The 17,885-nt window shown below is 73.8% G+C and carries 18 protein-coding genes; 5 read left to right on the forward strand and 13 right to left on the reverse strand.

Going from position 1 to position 17,885, the window contains the following annotated elements; genetic code table 11:
- Positions 1-65: 65 nt before the first annotated feature.
- From WA762_RS22290 to WA762_RS22310, 5 genes are all read right to left on the reverse strand, one after another.
- The gene (locus WA762_RS22290; protein WP_335937791.1) at positions 66-1,229 is read right to left on the reverse strand and encodes an ROK family glucokinase; all 1,164 of its coding nucleotides are present in this window, start codon (positions 1,227-1,229) and stop codon (positions 66-68) included.
- Positions 1,230-1,383: 154 nt separating this feature from the next.
- Positions 1,384-2,232, reverse strand: coding sequence for an ATP-binding cassette domain-containing protein (locus WA762_RS22295; RefSeq protein ID WP_335937793.1), 849 nt, complete (start codon positions 2,230-2,232; stop codon positions 1,384-1,386).
- On the reverse strand, positions 2,229-3,281 hold the full coding sequence (locus WA762_RS22300) for an ABC transporter permease (RefSeq protein WP_335937794.1): 1,053 nt from the start codon (positions 3,279-3,281) through the stop codon (positions 2,229-2,231). The genes WA762_RS22295 and WA762_RS22300 overlap by 4 nt, the downstream gene beginning before the upstream one ends.
- Complete coding sequence (locus WA762_RS22305; protein ID WP_443080650.1) at positions 3,278-4,291, reverse strand: sugar ABC transporter substrate-binding protein; 1,014 nt, start codon at positions 4,289-4,291, stop codon at positions 3,278-3,280. Before WA762_RS22305 ends, WA762_RS22300 begins: the two co-directional genes overlap by 4 nt.
- 392 nt (positions 4,292-4,683) lie before the next feature.
- A complete protein-coding gene (locus WA762_RS22310) occupies positions 4,684-5,442 on the reverse strand; it encodes a GntR family transcriptional regulator (RefSeq protein WP_335937796.1) in 759 nt (252 codons plus the stop codon).
- Positions 5,443-5,611: 169 nt separating this feature from the next.
- Between WA762_RS22310 and WA762_RS22315 the strand changes: the two genes are divergently transcribed.
- Entirely contained in the window at positions 5,612-6,649 is a 1,038-nt protein-coding gene (locus tag WA762_RS22315; protein ID WP_335937798.1) for a Gfo/Idh/MocA family protein, read from the forward strand.
- Positions 6,650-6,679: 30 nt separating this feature from the next.
- Here the strand turns inward: WA762_RS22315 and WA762_RS22320 are convergent, their stop codons facing one another.
- From WA762_RS22320 to allB, 5 genes are all read right to left on the reverse strand, one after another.
- Positions 6,680-7,099: a PaaI family thioesterase gene (locus WA762_RS22320; protein WP_335937800.1), complete on the reverse strand. Its 420-nt coding sequence runs from the start codon at positions 7,097-7,099 to the stop codon at positions 6,680-6,682.
- 16 nt (positions 7,100-7,115) lie between these two features.
- Positions 7,116-8,306 carry a cytochrome P450 family protein gene (locus WA762_RS22325; RefSeq protein WP_335937802.1) on the reverse strand — a complete coding sequence of 397 codons (1,191 nt, stop codon included), beginning with the start codon at positions 8,304-8,306 and terminating at the stop codon, positions 7,116-7,118.
- Between the two features lie 191 nt (positions 8,307-8,497).
- Positions 8,498-9,121, reverse strand: a complete 624-nt coding sequence (locus tag WA762_RS22330) for a dihydrofolate reductase family protein (RefSeq protein ID WP_335937804.1) — start codon at positions 9,119-9,121, stop codon at positions 8,498-8,500.
- 279 nt (positions 9,122-9,400) lie between these two features.
- Positions 9,401-9,730 carry a putative quinol monooxygenase gene (locus tag WA762_RS22335; RefSeq protein ID WP_335937806.1) on the reverse strand — a complete coding sequence of 110 codons (330 nt, stop codon included), beginning with the start codon at positions 9,728-9,730 and terminating at the stop codon, positions 9,401-9,403.
- Between the two features lie 109 nt (positions 9,731-9,839).
- Positions 9,840-11,201: an allantoinase AllB gene (gene allB / locus WA762_RS22340; RefSeq protein WP_335937808.1), complete on the reverse strand. Its 1,362-nt coding sequence runs from the start codon at positions 11,199-11,201 to the stop codon at positions 9,840-9,842.
- Between the two features lie 365 nt (positions 11,202-11,566).
- Between allB and WA762_RS22345 the strand changes: the two genes are divergently transcribed.
- Entirely contained in the window at positions 11,567-12,367 is an 801-nt protein-coding gene (locus WA762_RS22345) for an IclR family transcriptional regulator (RefSeq protein ID WP_335937810.1), read from the forward strand.
- 270 nt (positions 12,368-12,637) lie between these two features.
- Here WA762_RS22345 and WA762_RS22350 read toward each other — a convergent pair whose 3' ends face one another.
- Positions 12,638-13,318, reverse strand: a complete 681-nt coding sequence (locus WA762_RS22350; protein WP_335937811.1) for an ABC transporter ATP-binding protein — start codon at positions 13,316-13,318, stop codon at positions 12,638-12,640.
- Positions 13,315-14,409 carry an ABC transporter permease gene (locus tag WA762_RS22355; RefSeq protein ID WP_335937812.1) on the reverse strand — a complete coding sequence of 365 codons (1,095 nt, stop codon included), beginning with the start codon at positions 14,407-14,409 and terminating at the stop codon, positions 13,315-13,317. The genes WA762_RS22350 and WA762_RS22355 overlap by 4 nt, the downstream gene beginning before the upstream one ends.
- Positions 14,410-14,519: 110 nt before the next feature.
- On the opposite strand from WA762_RS22355, the gene WA762_RS22360 reads away from it, so the two are divergent.
- Positions 14,520-15,737, forward strand: coding sequence for a sensor histidine kinase (locus WA762_RS22360; protein ID WP_335937814.1), 1,218 nt, complete (start codon positions 14,520-14,522; stop codon positions 15,735-15,737).
- 32 nt (positions 15,738-15,769) lie between these two features.
- The gene (locus WA762_RS22365) at positions 15,770-16,402 is read left to right on the forward strand and encodes a response regulator transcription factor (protein ID WP_335937913.1); all 633 of its coding nucleotides are present in this window, start codon (positions 15,770-15,772) and stop codon (positions 16,400-16,402) included.
- A gap of 43 nt (positions 16,403-16,445) precedes the next feature.
- Here the strand turns inward: WA762_RS22365 and WA762_RS22370 are convergent, their stop codons facing one another.
- Entirely contained in the window at positions 16,446-16,748 is a 303-nt protein-coding gene (locus tag WA762_RS22370) for a DUF5955 family protein (RefSeq protein WP_335937815.1), read from the reverse strand.
- 360 nt (positions 16,749-17,108) lie between these two features.
- Here WA762_RS22370 and WA762_RS22375 point away from each other — a divergent pair, with 360 nt between their 5' ends.
- On the forward strand, positions 17,109-17,714 hold the full coding sequence (locus WA762_RS22375; RefSeq protein ID WP_335937816.1) for a nucleotidyltransferase family protein: 606 nt from the start codon (positions 17,109-17,111) through the stop codon (positions 17,712-17,714).
- Positions 17,715-17,885 lie beyond the last annotated feature (171 nt).

The following is a 17,885-nucleotide window of genomic DNA, read 5'->3' on the forward strand; positions in this document are numbered from 1 at the left end:
GTTCGGCAACGCCGCGAGCGTGCGTGCCGGACCCCGCGACGCCGCAGGTATTCGTCAGACACCCCCTAGGAGGTCCGGGTGTTGCGCGTGTTGCGGATGGTGCTCGCGGCCTGGTCGTAGATCTGTGCGTACCGCTCGTAGCGTTCGACCCGGCGGCGGTTGGCGCGGCGGAATCTGCGGGCCACCAGCCGGGCGAGGTCGGCCGCGCCGACCATGCCCGCCTCCGGGCCCAGCTGCGCCCTGGCGATCCGGGCCTCGGGGCGGTAGCCGCGGCCGGTGAGGTGCCGCTTGAAGGCGTCCCTGGCCGGGCCGATCAGCAGGTCGTCGGCGGCGCTGACGCCGCCCCCGATGACGAAGCAGGACGGGTCGAGGGCGGCGGCCAGGTTGGCGATGCCGACGCCCAGCCACTGGCCGATGTCCTGGAGGAGTTCGACGCACATCGCGTCGCCCTCGCGGGCCAGCTCGGTGATGAGCGGTCCGGTGATGTCGGGGATGTTCCCCTTGACCCGCTCGATGAGGCCGTGCGCCACCGGGGAGTCGGCGGCGGCCAGCTCCTTGGCCTCGCGGACCAGGGCGTTTCCGGAGCTGTACTGCTCCCAGCAGCCGCGGTTCCCGCACGGGCAGCGGTGTCCGCCGGGCACCACCTGCATATGGCCGAACTCCCCGGCGACCCCGTACTTGCCGCGCTTGACCCGGCCCTCCTCCAGGATCGCGCCGCCGATGCCGGTGCCCAGCGTGATCATGACGAGGTGGTCCTCGCCGCGGCCCGCGCCGAAGCGCCATTCCGCCCAGGCGGCGGTGTTGGCGTCGTTGTCGACCATGACGGGGACGACCAGGCGGGAGGCGAGGGCGTCGCGCAGCGGTTCGTCGCGCCAGGCCAGGTGCGGGGCGAACAGCACCTTGGAGCGGTCCGCGTCGACCCAGCCGGCCGCCCCGATGCCGACGGCATGGACGTCGTGCCGGTCGGAGAGGTCGAGGACCAGCTCGACGATGGTGTCCTCGACGACCTTGGGGCTCTTCGACTTGTCCGGCGTCTCCGCGCGCAGCTGCTCCAGGATGTTCCCGTCCGCGTCGACGACGCCGGCCATCACCTTGGTGCCGCCGATGTCGATGCCGACGGTGGGCACTCTCGGCGCGGTGAGGTGCGAGCGGCGCTCGCGGGTGCCCACGGTCCGCAGGACGGTGGCGCGGGCGGAGCCGCGGTGGGTGAAGTCGCGGTACGTGCTCATCGTCCCTGCGGGGTCGGGGAGCCGGGGGCGGGTGCTCCCGGCGGCGGACTGCGCCCGTCGGGCTCGATTCTGCCACTGTCCGGACCCCCCGGACGGCGCGCCCGCCGGCGGCCGGGCCGGTGGCGGGCGGGCGCCGGGCCGTGCCGGGACCGGCCTAGGGACGCTCCCCCGGCTCCGGGCGGTCCGGGCCCGGGGCCCGTTCCAGCTCGTGGCTGAGCTCCTCCAGCTCGCTCCCGCCCGCCATTTGGCGGGTCAGTTCGTCCAGCGTGATGCTCGCCCGGGTGTGGCTGCCGGCCATGGTGCCGCGCTTGAGCAGCACGAAACGGTCGCCGACCAGGTACGCGTGGTGCGGGTTGTGCGTGATGAGGACCACGCCGAGACCGGCGTCGCGGGCGGCGGCGACGTACTTGAGGACGACCCCGGACTGCTTGACGCCGAGCGCGGCGGTCGGCTCGTCCAGGACGAGGACCTTGGCGCCGAAGTGCACGGCCCGCGCGATGGCCACGCACTGGCGCTCGCCGCCGGACAGGGTGCCGATCGGCTGGTCCACGTCGCGCAGGTCGATGCCCATGCGCAGCAGGGCGGCGCGGGTCGTCTCGCGCATCAGCCGTACGTCGAGGCGCTTGAAGGGGCCCGCGCCGGTCGTCGGCTCGGAGCCGAGGAAGAAGTTGCGCCAGACCGGCATCAGAGGGACGACGGCGAGGTCCTGGTAGACGGTGGCGATGCCGCGGTCGAGGGCGTCGCGCGGGTTGACCAGGGCGGTCTCCTCGCCGTCGATCAGGAAGGAGCCCGCGTCGTGCCGGTGCAGCCCCGCGATGATCTTGATCAGGGTGGACTTGCCGGCGCCGTTGTCGCCGAGGACGCAGGAGATCTCCCCCGCGTGGACCTCCAGCGAGACGTCCGCGAGGGCCTTGATGTTGCCGTAGAACTTGCTGACGCGGTCCAGCTCGACGAGGGCCCGGCGGGAGGTCTCCGGGCCGGCCGGTGCCTGGGGGGCCGTCATTTCGTCGCCTCCGCGCGCTTGCGTACCCATGCGTTGAGCAGGGTGGCCAGCAGCAGCATGGCCCCCAGGAAGAACTTGAACCAGTCCGGGTTCCACTGCGCGTACACGATGCCCTTGCTGGTCATGCCGAAGATGACGGCCCCGACCGCGGAGCCGATCGCGGAGCCGTAGCCTCCGGTGATCAGGCAGCCCCCGATGACGGCGGCGATGATGTAGATCAGTTCGTTGCCGACGCCCTCGCCGGACTGGACCACGTCGTACGAGAACAGCAGGTGCTGCCCGGAGACCCAGGCGGCGAAGGCGACGCCGAGGTAGAGCCCGATCTTGGTGCGGATCACCGGGACGCCGACCGCGCGGGCCGCGTCGGCCTCGCCGCCGACGGCGTAGATCCAGTTGCCGAAGCGGGTGCGGAGCAGGATCCAGGTGGCGATCGCGACGAGCACGGCCCACCACAGGATGGTGACCTTGAACTCGACGCCGCCGATCGTCCACTGCGAGGCGAAGACCCGGCGGGCCGAGTCGAAGCCCTCCATGTCGCCGATGGTCTTGGTCGACACGGTTCCGCTGATCAGCTTGGTGAAGCCGAGGTTCAGGCCGGTCAGCATCAGGAACGTGCCGAGCGTGATGATGAAGCTGGGAAGTTTCGTCCGGGTCAGCATGAAGCCGTTGAACGCGCCGATGGCGAGCGTGACCAGCAGCGACACCAGGACGCCGACCCAGACGTTGGCGGTCATCTGGTAGCTGAACATCGAGGAGACCAGTGCGGAGCTGGTGACCAGCACCCCGGCGGAGAGGTCGAACTCGCCGCCGATCATCAGCAGCGCCACCGGGGCGGCCATGATCCCGATGGTGGAGGCCGCGTAGAGCACCGTGCCGAGGCTGGCGGGGCGCAGGAAGCTGTCCGCGACGAGCGCGAAGAAGACGAACACGGCCGCGGCGCCGACGACCGAGCCGAGCTCGGGGCGGCCGAGGAGCCTGCGCAGCGGGGAGGTGCGCAGCAGCCGTTCGTCGGTCCCCGCCGGGACCGCGGGATCCGCCGCCGCGCTCATCGGGTGCCCCGCTTCGTGTACGGGGCCAGCGCGGCGGCGTCCTTCTCGGTGACGATCTGCGGGCCGGTGAGTACCGGGCGGCCGCCGCCGAGCATGTCGCCGTTGTACCGGTAGAGCCAGAGCAGGTCCACGGCCTCGTAGCCCTGGAGGTAGGGCTGCTGGTCGACCGCGAAGCCGAGGGACTTGTCCTGGAGCGCGGCGGCGACCTTGGCGTTCAGGTCGAACGTGTCGATCTCGGCGCCGCTGCCCGCGCTCCGCTTGGCCTTCACGGCGGCGTCCGCGAAGGGCGCGCCGAGGGTGACGACCGCGTCGATGCTCTTGTCGGCCTGGAGCTTGGCCTCGATGGACGACTGGACGTCGGGCATGTTGGTGCCCTCGACGTACAGGTTCTCCATCTTCCCGTCGAAGGTCTTCCGCGCGCCGGCGCAGCGCTGTTCGTGGCCGACGTTGCCCTGCTCGTGCAGGATGCACAGGGCCTTCTTGCGGCCGCGCGCGTTGAGCTCGTCGCCGACGGCCTCGCCCGCGATGGACTCGTCCTGGCCGATGTGGCCGAGCGCGCCGAACCGCTCGGACTCGGCGGAGCCCGAGTTCACCGTGACCACCGGGATGCCGGCCCGGACGGCCTTGGTGACGACGTCCTTCATCGCGTCGGGCTTGGCGAGCGAGACGATCAGCCCGTCGACCTTCTGGTCGATGGCGGCCTGGACCAGCTGGGCCTGCTGCTGCGCCTCGTCGTGGTGCGAGTAGAGGAACTTGATGTTGTCCTTGACGGCCGCCTGCTCGGCGCCGCGCTGGACGATGTCCCAGAAGGTGTCGCCGTCGCCGGAGTGGGTGACCATGGCGAAGGTCCAGCGGGGCGTGTCCACCGCGGCGCGGCCTTCGGCGGCGGCGCGGGCCGCGCGTTCCTCCGCCCGCTTGCCACCGGTGCTGCTGCATCCCGCGAGGGAGGCCGCGAGCACCGCCGCAAGCACGGCGCCCATCGCACGTACCCCTGTCCGAACCCTTGCCACGACGCCGTGCCCTTCTTGTGCTGCTCGCTGTGCCCTGTGGTCGCCGGGGAGCTTTCCGCCCCGGCCCGGCTGGCCAAGTATCCCCGAGCCGACGACGGGGCCGCCCGGCAGGGCGGGGTGCCCGGGTCGACGCGGGGCGTGCCCGGCGGGGTGCGGGAGGGGCCGCGGGCGCGGCGCGGGGCGGGTGTCCCTCCCGCCGCGGTGCGTGGTTCCCGGGGCGGCGGACGGGCCGGAAGGTCCCGTGTCCGGCCGCCCCGACCGCAGTTGTAGCGGCGGGCGGCCCCGCCGTCAACGGTGCGCGTGACGGTCGTCGGCGTTCCGGCCGATGCCGGGCCGGACGCCCCGGCCGGCCGGTCCGCCGCCCGCGGCGGGGGTCCCGCACGTGACGGTCGTCACCGTACGAGGAGCTGGAAGTCGAAGGAGTAGCGGGAGGCCCGGTAGAGGTGGGACCCGAATTCGACCGCGCGCCCGGTGTCGTCGAAGGCGGTGCGTTCCATGGTCAGCAGGGCGGCCCCCTCGGTCTCCGCGAGCGGGACGGCCTCCTCGGCGGTCGCCGTCCGGGCGCCGATGGTCTGGCGGGCGCTGTGCAGGGCGACCCCGGCGCCGCGCAGCATCCGGTAGAGGCCGGTGGACTCCAGCCGCGCGGTGTCCAGGTCGACGACTCCCGGGGGCAGGTGGTTGCGCAGGAGCGCCAGCGGCTCGTCGTGCGCGTACCGGAGCCGTTCGACGAGGCGGACCTCGCTGCCCTCCGCCACGCCGAGCGCCTCGGCGATCCGGGGCCCGGCCGGCTCCACGGTGTTGCGCAGGACCCGGGTGGCGGGGCGCCCGCCAGCGGCCTCCAGGTCGTCGTAGAGGCTGCTCGGTTCGAGCGGCCGCCGGACCCTGCTGTGCACGACCTGGGTGCCGACGCCGCGGCGGCGGACCATCAGCCCCTTGTCGACCAGTGACTGGATGGCCTGGCGGACGGTGGGCCGGGACAGGCCGAGCCGGGCGGCGAGGTCGATCTCGTTGCCGAGCAGGCTGCCGGGGGCGAGTCGGCCCTGCTCCACGGCGGCCTCCAGCTGCCGGGCCAGTTGGTAGTACAGCGGGACCGGGCTGGAGCGGTCCACGCCGAGTTCGAGCGCGGCGGGGTCGGTGGCGGGTCTGGGCACGCGTGGAGCGTAACGCCGATGTCAGAACCTCCGGAAGTCATGATGCCCGATGGTCATGACGTCGGATTGCCGGGGCATCCGGTTGTCCGGACAGCATGACCACCGAACAAGCCGGAGTTTGTCCGGACATATAGTTGACAGTGCGGGTGCCGGGCGGCACGTTGAGTCCATGCGCATCGGACTCATCGGCACCGGCCGGATCGGCTCCTTCCACGCGGGCGTGCTGGCCCGCCATCCGGAGGTGGACGCCCTGGTGGTGACCGATCTCGACGGGGCGCGGGCCGCCCGGGTCGCCGGCCGCGTGGGCGCGACGCGCGCGGAGAGCGCGGACGAGGTGTTCGGGGCGGGGGTGGACGCCGTGGTGATCGCCTCGGCCACCTCGGCGCACGCGGATCTGATCGGGCGGGCGGCGCGGGCGGGGCTGCCCGCGTTCTGCGAGAAGCCGATCGCGCTGGGGCTGCCGGGGACGCTGGGCGCGCTGCGCGAGGTCGAGCAGGCGGGAAGCGTCCTCCAGATGGGTTTCATGCGCCGGTTCGACGCGGGGTACGGGACGGCGCGCGAGGCCGTGCGGTCCGGCTCGCTGGGCCGGCTGCACACGGTGCGGGCGATGACCATGGACCCGGCGCCGCCGCCCGCCGCGTATCTGCCGCTCTCCGGCGGGCTGTACCGGGACTGCCTGGTGCACGACTTCGACATGCTGCGATGGGTGACGGGCCGGGAGGTGACGGAGGTGTACGCGGCCGGATCGGATGCCGGGCCCGGCATGTTCCGGGCGGCCGGTGATGTGGACACGGCGGCGGCGCTGCTGACCCTGGACGACGGGACCCTGGCCACGGCGACGGCCACCCGATGCAACGGCGCCGGATACGACGTGCGCATGGAACTGGCGGGCGAGACCGGCCAGATCACCGTCGGCCTGGACGACCGCACGCCCGTCGCCTCGGCGGAGCCGGGCGGTCCGGCCGCGCCGTCCCGGCCCTGGCCGGGGTTCCTGGAGCGGTTCGCCCCGGCGTACGAGGCGGAGCTGGACGCGTTCCTGCGGCTGGTGCGGGGCGAACTGCCCAACCCCTGCGACGGCCGGGAGGCGTGGCGCGCGCTGCTGGTCGCGGAGGCGTGCGAGACGTCCCGCCGGGAGCGGCGCCCCGTGGAGATCGCGGAGGTCTCCGACGGGGCGGCCGGGCGGTCCGGGACGCGCGCCCCGGGGTGAACCGAGGTCCCCGGCACTCGCGACGGGACGTCAGTTCCGCGCGGCGGAGAGCACCGTGCCCTGGGCGACGGCGCAGAGCGTCCTCGCCCCCTCCTCCCCCGCCGCGAAGAGTTCGCAGCGGACCACGGCCTGGCGGCGGCCGCTGTGCGCCACCTCCGCGTGGGCGATCAGGGTGCGGCCGGTGGCGGGCCGGACGTACTGGATGGAGAAGCCGCCGGTCAGCACGGCCGGGCCCAGGGTCGTCCCGGCGGCGAAGGTGATCGCGTTGTCGGCCGCGTAGGCCAGCACGCCGCCGTGCAGAAAGCCGTTCTGCTGCCGGAGTTCCCGGCGCATGTCCACTTCGAGCGTGGCCGCGCCCGACCCGAAGGCGGTGATCCGTGCGCCGACGAGCCGGCTGAACGGCTGGTCGTCGAGGACCTTCCGCGCCGTGTCCAGGTCGAGTTCGGTCATGACGGACTCCCTTTCGTCACCAGCGGACGGGCAGGGCGCGCACCCCGCGGATCAGCATGCCCGGCAGCCAGTCCGGCCGCGCCGCCTCCTCGTCCGGCGCGAGCCCCGGACACCGCTCCAGCAGCGTACGGATCGCGATCCGGCCCTCCATCCGGGCCAGCGGCGCCCCCAGGCAGAAGTGCGTGCCGTGGCCGAAGGCCAGGTGCCCCTGGGTCTCGCGGCGGATGTCGAAGCGGTCCGGTTCGGGGTAGCGGGCGGGGTCGCGGTCCGCGCCCGCCAGGCAGACCAGCACCGGCTCCCCCGCCGGAATGACCCGCCGGCCGATCCGGACCGGTTCGCGGGGGAAGCGGAACGTGGCGGTCTCCACCGGGCCGTCGTACCGCAGCATCTCCTCGACCGCCCCGTCGATCAGGCCGAAGTCGGCGCGGAGCGCGGCCAGTTGGTCCGGATGGTCGAGAAGGGCCCGCACCCCGTTGGAGATCAGGTTGACGGTGGTCTCGTGTCCGGCGACGAGCAACAGGAACGCCATGCCGACGAGTTCCTCGGGCGACAGCGCGTCGCCCTCCTCGTCGCGGGTCCTGACCAGCGCGCTCATCAGGTCGTCACCGGGCGAGCGCCGCTTGTCCTCGATGAGTTCGCCGAGGTAGGCGCCCATGGCGGCGACGGCCTCGATCTCCTGATCGGGCGACGTCGGGGTGACGATGGCGTTCGACAGCCGGCGGAAGGCGTTGCGGTCCAGGTCCGGTACGCCGATCAGCTCGCAGATGACGGTCATCGGCAGCGGGAAGGCGAGCGCGTCCACGAGGTCGGCGCGCCCGGCGGGCACCATCGCGTCCAGGAGCTCGTCGGTGATCTGCTGGACGCGCGGGCGCAGCGACTCGACCCGGCGCGCGGTGAACTCGCGGGTGACCAGCTTGCGCAACCGGGTGTGACGCGGGGCGTCCAGTTCCAGCATGTTGGCGAAGATCGGGTCGTTTCCCTCGGGCCAGTCCATCCGGCCCTGCCACTCCTTGGAGAACCGCTGGTCGGCGAGGGCGGCGCGGGCCTCGTCGTACCCGACGACGAGCCAGACCCGTTCGAACTCGTCGGTGCGGACGGTGTGGACGGGCCCCTCGGCGCGCAGCTTCTCGTAGGACGGATAGGGGTTCGCGGTGAAGTCCCGGACCTCCCGCAGGTCGAGATCGACATGGCTGCTGACGTCGTGCATGGGATCGCCCCTCCCGGTCTGATCGGTCCGATCACTGGAGATCGACCGCTTCACCCTACGGCGGTTCCGTACCCGCACGGCCGTTTCCGATCACTTCGGTCCGCGGACCCGCCGCGCCGGGCGAACCGGGCGGCGCGGCAACGGGGTTGACCATGCCGCCCGGCGGCCCGGGCACGGCCGTCCGGGGAGGCTCAGTCCTCCAGGGCGAGCGATCCGTACCGGGGGCGGCCGACCGGCCGGTAGGTGTGGATGGCGATCCCGCTGGAGGTCGTGCGCGCCCCGGTCGGCTCGAAGGACGTCGGCGGGCCGCCGTCCGGGAAGAGCCGCCGCCCCCGGCCCAGCACCACCGGGTAGATCAGGAGGTTGTACTCGTCGATCAGGTCGTGCGCCATCAGGGAGCGGGCGAGCGCGCCGCTGCCGTGGATCTGGAGCTCGCCGCCCTCGGTCCGCTCCTTGAGCCGGGCGACCTCGGCGGGTACGTCGGCGGAGACGACGGTCGTGTGCCGCCAGTCCGGGTCCTTCAGCGTGGTCGACACGACGTACTTGGGGTGGGCGTTGAGGCGGGCGGCGACCGGGTCGCCGGGGTCGGTCACCTTGGGCCAGTGCGCGACGAAGATGTCATAGGTGCGGCGGCCCAGCAGGAACGCCGCGGAGCGGTCGAAGACCTCGGACATGAACCGCCCCATGTCCTCGTCCGCGAACGGCGCCAGCCAGCCCCCGTGGGCGAACCCGTCGCCGGGATCCTCGTCGGGTCCTCCGGGGCCCTGCATGACGCCGTCGAGGGTGAGGAAGGTGGTGAGGGTCAGTTTCCCCATGGCACTGCTCCTGGTCGTGGACCCGGTCCCGGCCCTGCCGCCGGCCCCGGCTGAAGAGATCATTGCCCTCTTCCGACCGGGCGGCCGGCCGAAACTCGTCGACTCGACGGGAACAAATTTTCGAACCATGACCGCTCCGGCGCGCGCGGACCACTCACTGGCCCGCGCCGCGCACGGGGTCGTCACGGGCGCCCGGTCAGACCACGACCGGGGTCACCGCGGGCGCGAGGTCATGCCGGGCGGGGTCACGCCGGGCGCGGGGTCACGCCCGGGCGCGGGTCACCGCGAGCGCGGAGCGACCTCCGCCATCCGGGACCAGCCCTGGCCCGGCACCTCGACGTTGATGATCTCCGGGACGTCCGCGACGAGGTCGGCCATCCGGTCCATCGCGGCCGTGAAGTGCGCCGACTTCACATGGGCCGCCCCCGCCTCCGGAGAGGCGAACGCCTCCAGCAGGACGAACTGGTCGGGGTTGTCGACGCTGGTCGACCACTCGAAGAACACGTTGCCGGGCTCGTCACGAGTGGCACGGGTGAAGTCCTCGACGGCCGGGAGCCAGTTGTCGCGCTCTTCGGGACGAACGGTGAACTTGACGGCGATGAAAATCATGACATCAGGGTCTCATGAGTGATCTGCTCCGACTCGTCGGGTATGCCCGTACGCCCGGCCCTCCAGCCCGCCCCGCACGCCCGCCTCTCCCGTACGGCCGAGTGGTCCGCTACCCGCGCGCCCTCTCGGCGCGGTTCCGTTCGAGGAGCCGGCCGGAGGGCTCGGTGAAGACGCCGTTCGCCGCGACCCGCACGCCGCGCAGCCAGGTCGACCGCACGACGCCGTACAGGGTCCTGCCCGCGTAGGCGGTGACCTGGTTGCGGTGGAAGAGCTCGGCGGGGTCGACGGTGAACGAGTCGTCCGGGTCCAGCACCGCGAAGTCGGCGTCGCGTCCGGCCTCGACGGCGCCCTTGCTGGTCAGCCCGGCCAGTGCGGCGGGGGCGGACGACATCCAGCGGGCCACGTCGTCGAGCGAGTGCCCCCGCTTCCGGGCCTCGGTCCAGATGGCGGGAAGACCCAGCTGGAGGGAGGAGATCCCGCCCCAGGCGGAGGCGAAGTCCGGCGTCTTGAGGTCGGCGGTGCACGGCGAGTGGTCGGACACGATGCAGTCGATCGTCCCGTCGGCCAGTCCCGCCCAGAGCGCGTCCCGGTTGGCGGCCTCCCGGATCGGCGGGCAGCACTTGAACTCCGTCGCCCCGTCCGGGACCTCCTCGGCGGTGAGCGTGAGGAAGTGCGGGCAGGACTCGACGGTGACCCGGACCCCCTCCCGCCGGGCGGCGGCGATCATCGGCAGCGCGTCGGCCGAGGAGAGGTGAAGGACGTGGACCCGGGCGTCGAGCCGCCGGGCGTGTGCGATGAGTCCCTCGATCGCGACGTTCTCCGCGTCACGGGGCCGCGAGGCCAGGAAGTCGGCGTACGCGGGGCCGCCGCGCCCCGGGGCGGCGGCCAGGTGGCTCGGATCCTCGGCGTGCACGATCAGCAGACCGCCGAACCCGGCGATCTCGGCCATGGAACGGGCCAGCTGCTCCTGGTCCAGCTCGGGGAACTCGTCGACGCCGGAGGGCGAGAGGAAGCACTTGAAGCCGAACACCCCGGCCTCGTGCAACGACCGCAGGTCCTTCACGTTGGACGGCACGGCCCCGCCCCAGAAACCGGTGTCGACGTGCACCCGGACCGCGGCCACCTGCCGCTTGGTCCGCAGATGGCCGACGGTGGTGGTCGGCGGGAGGGAGTTGAGCGGCATGTCGATCAGGGTGGTGACGCCGCCCGCCGCCGCGGCCCGGGTGGCGGTGCGGAAGCCCTCCCACTCGGTGCGCCCGGGATCGTTCACATGGACATGGGTGTCGACGAGTCCGGGCAGCAGCACGTCGTCGCCGAAGTCCTCCAGCCGGGCGCCGGCCGGCGCCTCGGCGTCATGGGGCAGAACGGCGTCGATGATCCCGCCGGCGACGGCGACCGACGCGGGACGCGTCCCGTCCGGGGTGACGACGCGCGTCGAGCGCAGTACCAGATTCACGTCCGCACCGGACACGCCGTGCTCCTCACTCCGGACCCTTGGCCATCGAGAAATTCAACGAACTGTTGAAGGAGTTTTCACGCGGGGCGCGACCCCGTCAAGACCCCGCCCGCCGCGTTCCACCCGCCCGCCGCACCCCTCCGCCGCACTCACGTAATTTCCATAACTCGGAAGGATGATTTCGACCTTCGGAACGTACGATGGGCTCAGCACCCCCTCCCGAGACCCTCCGCACCGACCCGCGACGCCCTGGCGAACGGGCCCTGACCGGCCAGGACGCCCCACCCGGAGCGGTGGGCCGATCGGGGACCGCCCGGTAGGCTGCGGGGTGCCTCGCCCGGGCGAGGCGCCCGCTCTTCCGCCCCGAAAGGACCGTTGACGTGCCGCCGTCCCACGCCAGCACATCCGACTCCAAGCCCGCCGCCTCCAGCGGCGGAGTGCAGTCCCTCGAGCGTGCCTTCGATCTGCTGGAGAGGATGGCCGACGCCGGGGGCGAGGTCGGGCTGAGCGAGCTCTCCGCGAGCAGCGGGCTTCCGCTGCCCACGATCCACCGGCTGATGCGCACCCTGGTGCTCTGCGGCTATGTGCGCCAGCAGCCGAACCGGCGTTACGCGCTCGGCCCCCGGCTGATCCGCCTCGGCGAGTCCGCGTCCCGGCTGCTCGGCACGTGGGCCCGCCCGTACCTCGCCCGGCTGGTCGAGGAGACCGGCGAGACCGCGAACATGGCGCTGCTCGACGGCGACGAGGTGGTGTACGTGGCGCAGGTGCCGTCCAAGCACTCGATGCGCATGTTCACCGAGGTCGGCCGACGCGTGCTGCCGCATACCACGGGCGTCGGCAAGGCGCTGCTGGCGCACACCCCGCCGGAGGAGGTGCGGGCGCTGCTCGGCCGTACCGGGATGCCCGCCGCCACCGAGAAGACGATCACCTCGCCGGACGGCTTCCTGGAGGCGCTGGAGCAGGTCCGCCGGGTCGGCTACGCGGTGGACGACAACGAGCAGGAGGTCGGGGTGCGGTGTCTCGCGGTCCCGGTCCCCGACTCCCCCACCGCCGCGGCGATCTCGATCTCCGGTCCGGCGGGCCGGGTCACGGAGGCGGCGACGGAGCGGATCGTGCCGATCCTCCAGCAGGCCGCGAAGGAGCTGTCCGAGTCCCTGGCCGGCAACGGCATGGCGGGCTGAGCCCGGCGGGCATGGCGGGCTGAGCCCGGCGTGCACGGACGCGTGGCGCCTCGCGGCGCGCCGAGACGTGCCGCGAGGTGCCACGACCTGCCGCGCCGCCCCCGACGGCGGGGTCGCGGGGGCACGCCGCGGCGGCGGCACGGCGAGGCCGTGGCTCCCCGGCGAAGGGGCCCACGGCCACCCGTGCGGCCGGCCCCCGCACGGCCCGCGTCCGGGCGGCAGGCCTCCCGCGCCGGCCTGCCTCCCGCGCATGCCGGGCGGCCGGGCCGCTCAGGCCGGTGCGGGGGCCGTCAGCCGTCCGTCGTGCATGGTGACGGTGCGGTCCACCCGGTCCAGATGCGTCCGGTCGTGCGTGACCAGCACGGTCGCCGTGGACCGCTGCCGGGTCAGCGTGATCAGCAGGTCCAGCACGGCGGCCCCGCGCTCGTGGTCGAGCGCGCTGGTCGGCTCGTCGACGAGCAGAAGCGCCGGTTCGTTCATCAGGGCACGGGCGATGTTCACCCGCTGACGCTGTCCGCCCGACAACTGGTGGGGCCTGTTCCCGGCCCGGTCCGCGAGGCCGACCGCGTCCAGCAGCTCCATCGCCCGTTCCCGCGCGCCGCGTGCGGAGCCGCCCGACAGATGGGTCATCACCTGGAGCTGCTCGACCGCGGTGAGCGACGGCAGCAGGTTCGGCTGCTGGAAGACGATGCCGACGTGCTCGCGCCGCAGCTCCGCCTGCCGCGCCCGGCCGAGTCCGGTGACGTCCGCGCCTGCGACGACGACCCGTCCCTCGTCGGGGGTGACCAGGGTCGCGGCCACCGCCAGCAGGCTGGACTTTCCGGAACCGGACGGTCCGACGACGGCCGTCAGGCAGCCGGCGGGCACGTCCAGCGACACCCGGTCCAGGGCGGTGAGCCTGCCGTCGCCGTCCGGGTAGGTGAGGGTGACATCGGTGAGGGCGAGGGTCATCGGGCACTCCCGAGCGCGGTGAGCGGGTCGACGGCGGTGATCCGCCGGATGGAAAGGGCCGCACCGGCGGCCCCGAGGACGGTCATGACGGCGGCCGGGACCAGGACGGTCGCCGCGTCCAGGACGAACGGCACGTCCCCGCCGCCGATCAGCACGCCGACGCCCGCGGCGAGCGCCGTGCCCGCCCCCGTCCCGGCGACGAGCATCACGACGGCCTGTCCGAGCGCGTCGCGCAGCAGATAAGGCGTGGAGGCGCCGAGCGCCTTGAGCACGGCGACGTCGCCGCTGCGCTGGATCGTCCAGACGGTGAAGAAGGCGCCGACGACCAGGGCGGAGATGGCGAAGAGGAAGCCGCGCATCAGCTGGAGCGAGCCGTTCTCGGCCTGGTAGGAGCCGATGGCGGTGAGTGAGTCCGCCAGGGTGAGCGTGCGGGTGCCCGCGGCCCGGTCGCCCGCGGCGATGTCCGCGTCGCCGGTGGTCGTCAGGGCGATCACCGTGGCCCCGCGTGCCCGGTCGGCGCCGCCGGTCCCGAGGCGCTGCCAGTCCTGGAGCGAGGTCCACACGACCGGGGTGTGGCTGTACGAGGCGTCCCCGGCGACTGCGGCCACGGTGACCTCGGTGCCGGCCAGCCGCAACCGGTCCCCGACGCCCGCTCCCAGGTCGTCGGCGGCCCCTTCGGACAGCACCACCGCGCCCGCTCCGACGCGCCCCGCGCCGCCGGGGGCCAGGCCGCCGTCCGGTTCGACCCCGAACGCCGACACCGCGGCCGTGCGCCCGCCCGTCCCGGCGGACGCCTCCAGTGTGCGGATGCCGAGCGGCTCGGCGCGGCGCACCCCGGGCCGCTCCGCCCAGCCGCGCCAGGCACTCTCGGGGACGACCGAATCGGTGAAGGACACCGATCGGCCGTCGGGCGGCGCGGCGAACGCCAGACGGTCGGCGTCCAGCCCCGTCACGGCCGAGGTGTTCTCCCTGGCCAGTCCGGCCGTGAGCCCCGACAACAGGCCCACGAGCAACGTGATCAGCACCACGACGGCGCCCATGAGCGCGAACCTTCCCCGGGCGAACCGGAGATCTCTCCATGCGACGAACATGCCCCCAGCCTCGGCGCACGGGCCGCCGGGGGCATCGCTCGCCGGTGGGCTTCGGCATCAACCTTTCGATTGACCGCGCCCGGTCCGCTCCCGTCTACGCTGGACGCGTCATGGATTCCCGCACCCACCCCCCGGTCACCGCCGCGCTGCGGTTCTGTCTGCACGCGCTGCTGGTGGGCCTGCTCGCGCTCGTGGCGGTGCGGGCGCTCGGCGACGGCTCCCCGCGCACCGCCGCGATCGTCGCGGTGAGTGCCGTGATGGCCGCCGGGTACGCGGCGGGCGCCCTGGCTCCGCCCGTACGACCGCGCTCGCCCGCCGCCGCGCTCTGGCTGGCGCTGCTGGGCGCGGTCTGGCTGACCCTGCTGGTCCTGTCGCCGGACGCCCTGTGGGTGGCCTTCCCGCTGTACTTCCTCGAACTGCATCTGCTGCGGATCCGCTGGGCGCTGCCGACCGTGGTGGTCACCGCGGGCGCCGCCATCGCCGGTTTCCTGCTGCACAGCCCGACCGCGACGCCCGGCACGTTCCTCGGTCCGCTGCTGGGCGCGGCGGTGGCCGTCGCCACGGTCCTCGGCTACGAGGCGCTGTTCCGGGAGAGCGAACGGCGCCGGGCGCTGATCGAGGAGCTGGTGGCGACCCGGGCGGAGCTGGCCGAGGCGGAACGGGCGGCGGGCACGCTGGCCGAGCGGGAGCGGCTGGCCCGCGAGATCCACGACACCCTGGCGCAGGGCCTGTCCAGCATCCAGTTGCTGCTGCGGGCCGCCGAGCGCGGCCTGTCCGCCGATTCCCCCGCCGCCGCGCACGTCCGCCGGGCCAGGGAGGCCGCCCAGGACAATCTCGCCGAGGCCCGCCGCTTCGTCCGCGCCCTGTCGCCGCCCGATCTGGAGAACGGCTCGCTGGCGGCGGCCCTGGAACGCCTGTCGTCGCGCACCACGGCCCCCGGTCTCACGGTGCAGTTCGCGGTCAGCGGCTCCCCGGTGGAACTGCCCACCCCGTACGAGGTGGCGCTGCTGCGCACCGCCCAGTCGGCGCTGGCGAACACGGTGCGGCACGCCGGGGCGCGGCGCGCCGAGATCACCCTCAGCTTCATGGACACATCGGTGTCGCTGGACGTCGTCGACGACGGCCGGGGGTTCGTGCCCGGGAGCGCCGGCGCGGTGGCGGACGACGCCGGGCCGGGCGGTTTCGGGCTGCCCGCGATGCGCTCCCGGGCCCGTTCGCTGGGCGGCACGCTGAGTGTCGAGTCGGCGCCGGGTGAGGGCACCGCCGTCGCCCTCACCCTCCCGTTGCCGCTCCCCGACGGCCGTACCGGACAGGAGGACGCCGCATGACCGACCCCAGCGACATGACCGCTCCCGGCGGCATGACCGGCCCCATCAGGCTGCTGCTCGCCGACGATCATCCGGTGGTACGGGCGGGGCTGCGGGCCGTGCTCGACGCCGAGCCCGATTTCCGGGTGGTCGACGAGGCGGCCACCGCCGAGCGGGCCGTGGCGCTCGCCGCGACCGGCGGTTTCGACGTCGTCCTGATGGACCTTCAGTTCGGTGCGGGCATGCACGGTTCGCAGGCGACCGCGGCGATCACGGCGCGGCCGGACGCGCCACGGGTGCTGATCCTCACCACGTACGACTCGGACGCCGACATCCTGGCGGCGGTGGAGGCGGGCGCCGCCGGCTATCTGCTGAAGGACGCGCCGCCGGAGGAGCTCGCGGCGGGGGTCCGCACCGCCGCGGCCGGCCGGTCGGCGCTCGCGCCGGCCGTCGCCCACCGGCTGATGGACCGCATGCGGACCCCGGCGCAGGCCCTGACCAGGCGCGAGCTCGAAGTGCTGCACCTGGTCGGGGAGGGTCTGTCGAACCTCCAGATCAGCAAGAGGCTCTTTCTCAGCCAGGCGACGGTGAAGTCCCACCTGGTGCACATCTACGCGAAACTGGGCGTGGACTCCCGCACCTCGGCGGTCGCCGCGGCCACGGCGCGCCGGCTCATCCGCCGCTGACCGGCGTCCCGGCGCCGTCGGCTCCGCCGCGTCCGCCGGCCGGTCAGCCGCGGGGCGGCTCGCCGAAGAGGTCCACGGCCACCCGCACGTCTCTGAGCGCGGCGGCCAGCGCGCTCATCGAACCGATCGCCCCGGCGATCAGCAGGAGCGAACGCCGGAGCCGCGGGATCTCCGGCTCGCCGCTGATCGCCATCGCGTCCAGGGCCGCCAGCTCGTCCTCGGCGATGCCGCGGTCGGGGAACTCCGAGGGGTGTCCCGCCAGTTCCCTGCGGAGCCGGGAGACGGCCGTGCGCAGCTCCGTCACCCTCGGGTCTTCACCGCTGCTCGTCACCCGCGTCTGTCCCACGCTTCGCAACAAAGCACTCCCCCTCGCACGTCCGTGTGCCAGTGTTCCGACCGGGTCCCGGATCGCTGCCAAGTGTCCGGGGGTTCCCGCAAGTTAACGCCATCGCGGGTGCCGTGCGCCACTCCGCGGACAGAATTCGGCGGTCCCGTACGAGTGATCCGCGCGGCGCGTTGTGGACCCCGCCGTCCCAGGTCATCGCCCCTCCCGGCACCGCCGTCCCAGGCCGCGCTCCGCTCGCGCGGCCGGGACGCCCGGACCCTCGTACGCCGTTCGAGGGCCCTGCCGGGAACGCCGTTCGAGGCCGCCGTTCGGGTGGGATCCGCACAAGCGTTCCGGGTGGGCAGCGGGTATGCAGTCCGCATGACTCGAACGGATCGGATTCCGGTGGTCGCGGGCCTGCTGCTCGCGGCGGGCGGCGGGCGGCGGCTCGGCGGACGCCCCAAGGCCCTTCTCGCGCACGGCGGCCGCCCGCTGGTGGAGCACGCGGCGGGGGCGCTTCGGGCGGGCGGCTGCGACCGCGTCCAGGTGGTGCTGGGCGCCGCCGCCGAGGAGGTACGGGCCCGGGCGGACCTCGCCGGGTGCGCGGTGACCGTCAACCCCGGCTGGGCGGAGGGCATGGGCTCGTCGCTGCGGGCGGGGCTCGGCGCGCTCGCCGGCACGGACGCGGACGCGGCGCTCGTGTTCCTGGTCGACCAGCCGGGCATCGGCCCGGAGGCGGTGGCACGGGTGCGGTCGGCATGCCGTTCCCGCGCCTCGCTCGCGGCGGCCTCGTACGACGGCCGGCGCGGCCATCCCGTGCTGATCGGGGCCGACCGGTGGGCGGAGGCCGCGGCACGGGCGACGGGCGACCGGGGGGCCCGCGCCTACCTGCGGGCGCACCACGACGCGCTCACCCTCGTGGAGTGCTCGGACGTGGCCCGGCCGTACGACATCGACCGCCCCGAGGACCTGCGGCGCCTCGCGTGAGGCCGGCAGCGCCGGAACCGGGGACGCCGCACGCGCGAACGACGGCCCGGCGGCGCCCCCTCCCGGAGGCGGCGGGCGCAACGCCCCTTCCGGGAGGGGCGGCACTCCGCGCCACCGGCGCCCCGTCGCCGTCCCACTTCTGTCGACTCGGAGCATCTCGACGTCAACAGA

It is taken from the genome of Streptomyces tyrfis, from assembly GCF_037034285.1.
In the GTDB taxonomy this organism is placed as follows: Bacteria; Actinomycetota; Actinomycetes; order Streptomycetales; family Streptomycetaceae; genus Streptomyces.

Excerpts from the sequence above, each read along its gene's own strand:
- WA762_RS22290 (WP_335937791.1), bottom strand. The coding sequence starts at position 1,229 with ATGAGCACGTACCGCGACTTCACCCACCGCGGCTCCGCCCGCGCCACC.
- WA762_RS22295 (WP_335937793.1), bottom strand. The coding sequence starts at position 2,232 with ATGACGGCCCCCCAGGCACCGGCCGGCCCGGAGACCTCCCGCCGGGCC.
- WA762_RS22300 (WP_335937794.1), bottom strand. The coding sequence starts at position 3,281 with ATGAGCGCGGCGGCGGATCCCGCGGTCCCGGCGGGGACCGACGAACGG.
- WA762_RS22315 (WP_335937798.1), top strand. The coding sequence starts at position 5,612 with ATGCGCATCGGACTCATCGGCACCGGCCGGATCGGCTCCTTCCACGCG.
- WA762_RS22320 (WP_335937800.1), bottom strand. The coding sequence starts at position 7,099 with ATGACCGAACTCGACCTGGACACGGCGCGGAAGGTCCTCGACGACCAG.
- WA762_RS22325 (WP_335937802.1), bottom strand. The coding sequence starts at position 8,306 with ATGCACGACGTCAGCAGCCATGTCGATCTCGACCTGCGGGAGGTCCGG.
- WA762_RS22330 (WP_335937804.1), bottom strand. The coding sequence starts at position 9,121 with ATGGGGAAACTGACCCTCACCACCTTCCTCACCCTCGACGGCGTCATG.
- WA762_RS22335 (WP_335937806.1), bottom strand. The coding sequence starts at position 9,730 with ATGATTTTCATCGCCGTCAAGTTCACCGTTCGTCCCGAAGAGCGCGAC.
- WA762_RS22350 (WP_335937811.1), bottom strand. The coding sequence starts at position 13,318 with ATGACCCTCGCCCTCACCGATGTCACCCTCACCTACCCGGACGGCGAC.
- WA762_RS22355 (WP_335937812.1), bottom strand. The coding sequence starts at position 14,409 with ATGTTCGTCGCATGGAGAGATCTCCGGTTCGCCCGGGGAAGGTTCGCG.
- WA762_RS22360 (WP_335937814.1), top strand. The coding sequence starts at position 14,520 with ATGGATTCCCGCACCCACCCCCCGGTCACCGCCGCGCTGCGGTTCTGT.
- WA762_RS22365 (WP_335937913.1), top strand. The coding sequence starts at position 15,770 with ATGACCGGCCCCATCAGGCTGCTGCTCGCCGACGATCATCCGGTGGTA.
- WA762_RS22375 (WP_335937816.1), top strand. The coding sequence starts at position 17,109 with ATGACTCGAACGGATCGGATTCCGGTGGTCGCGGGCCTGCTGCTCGCG.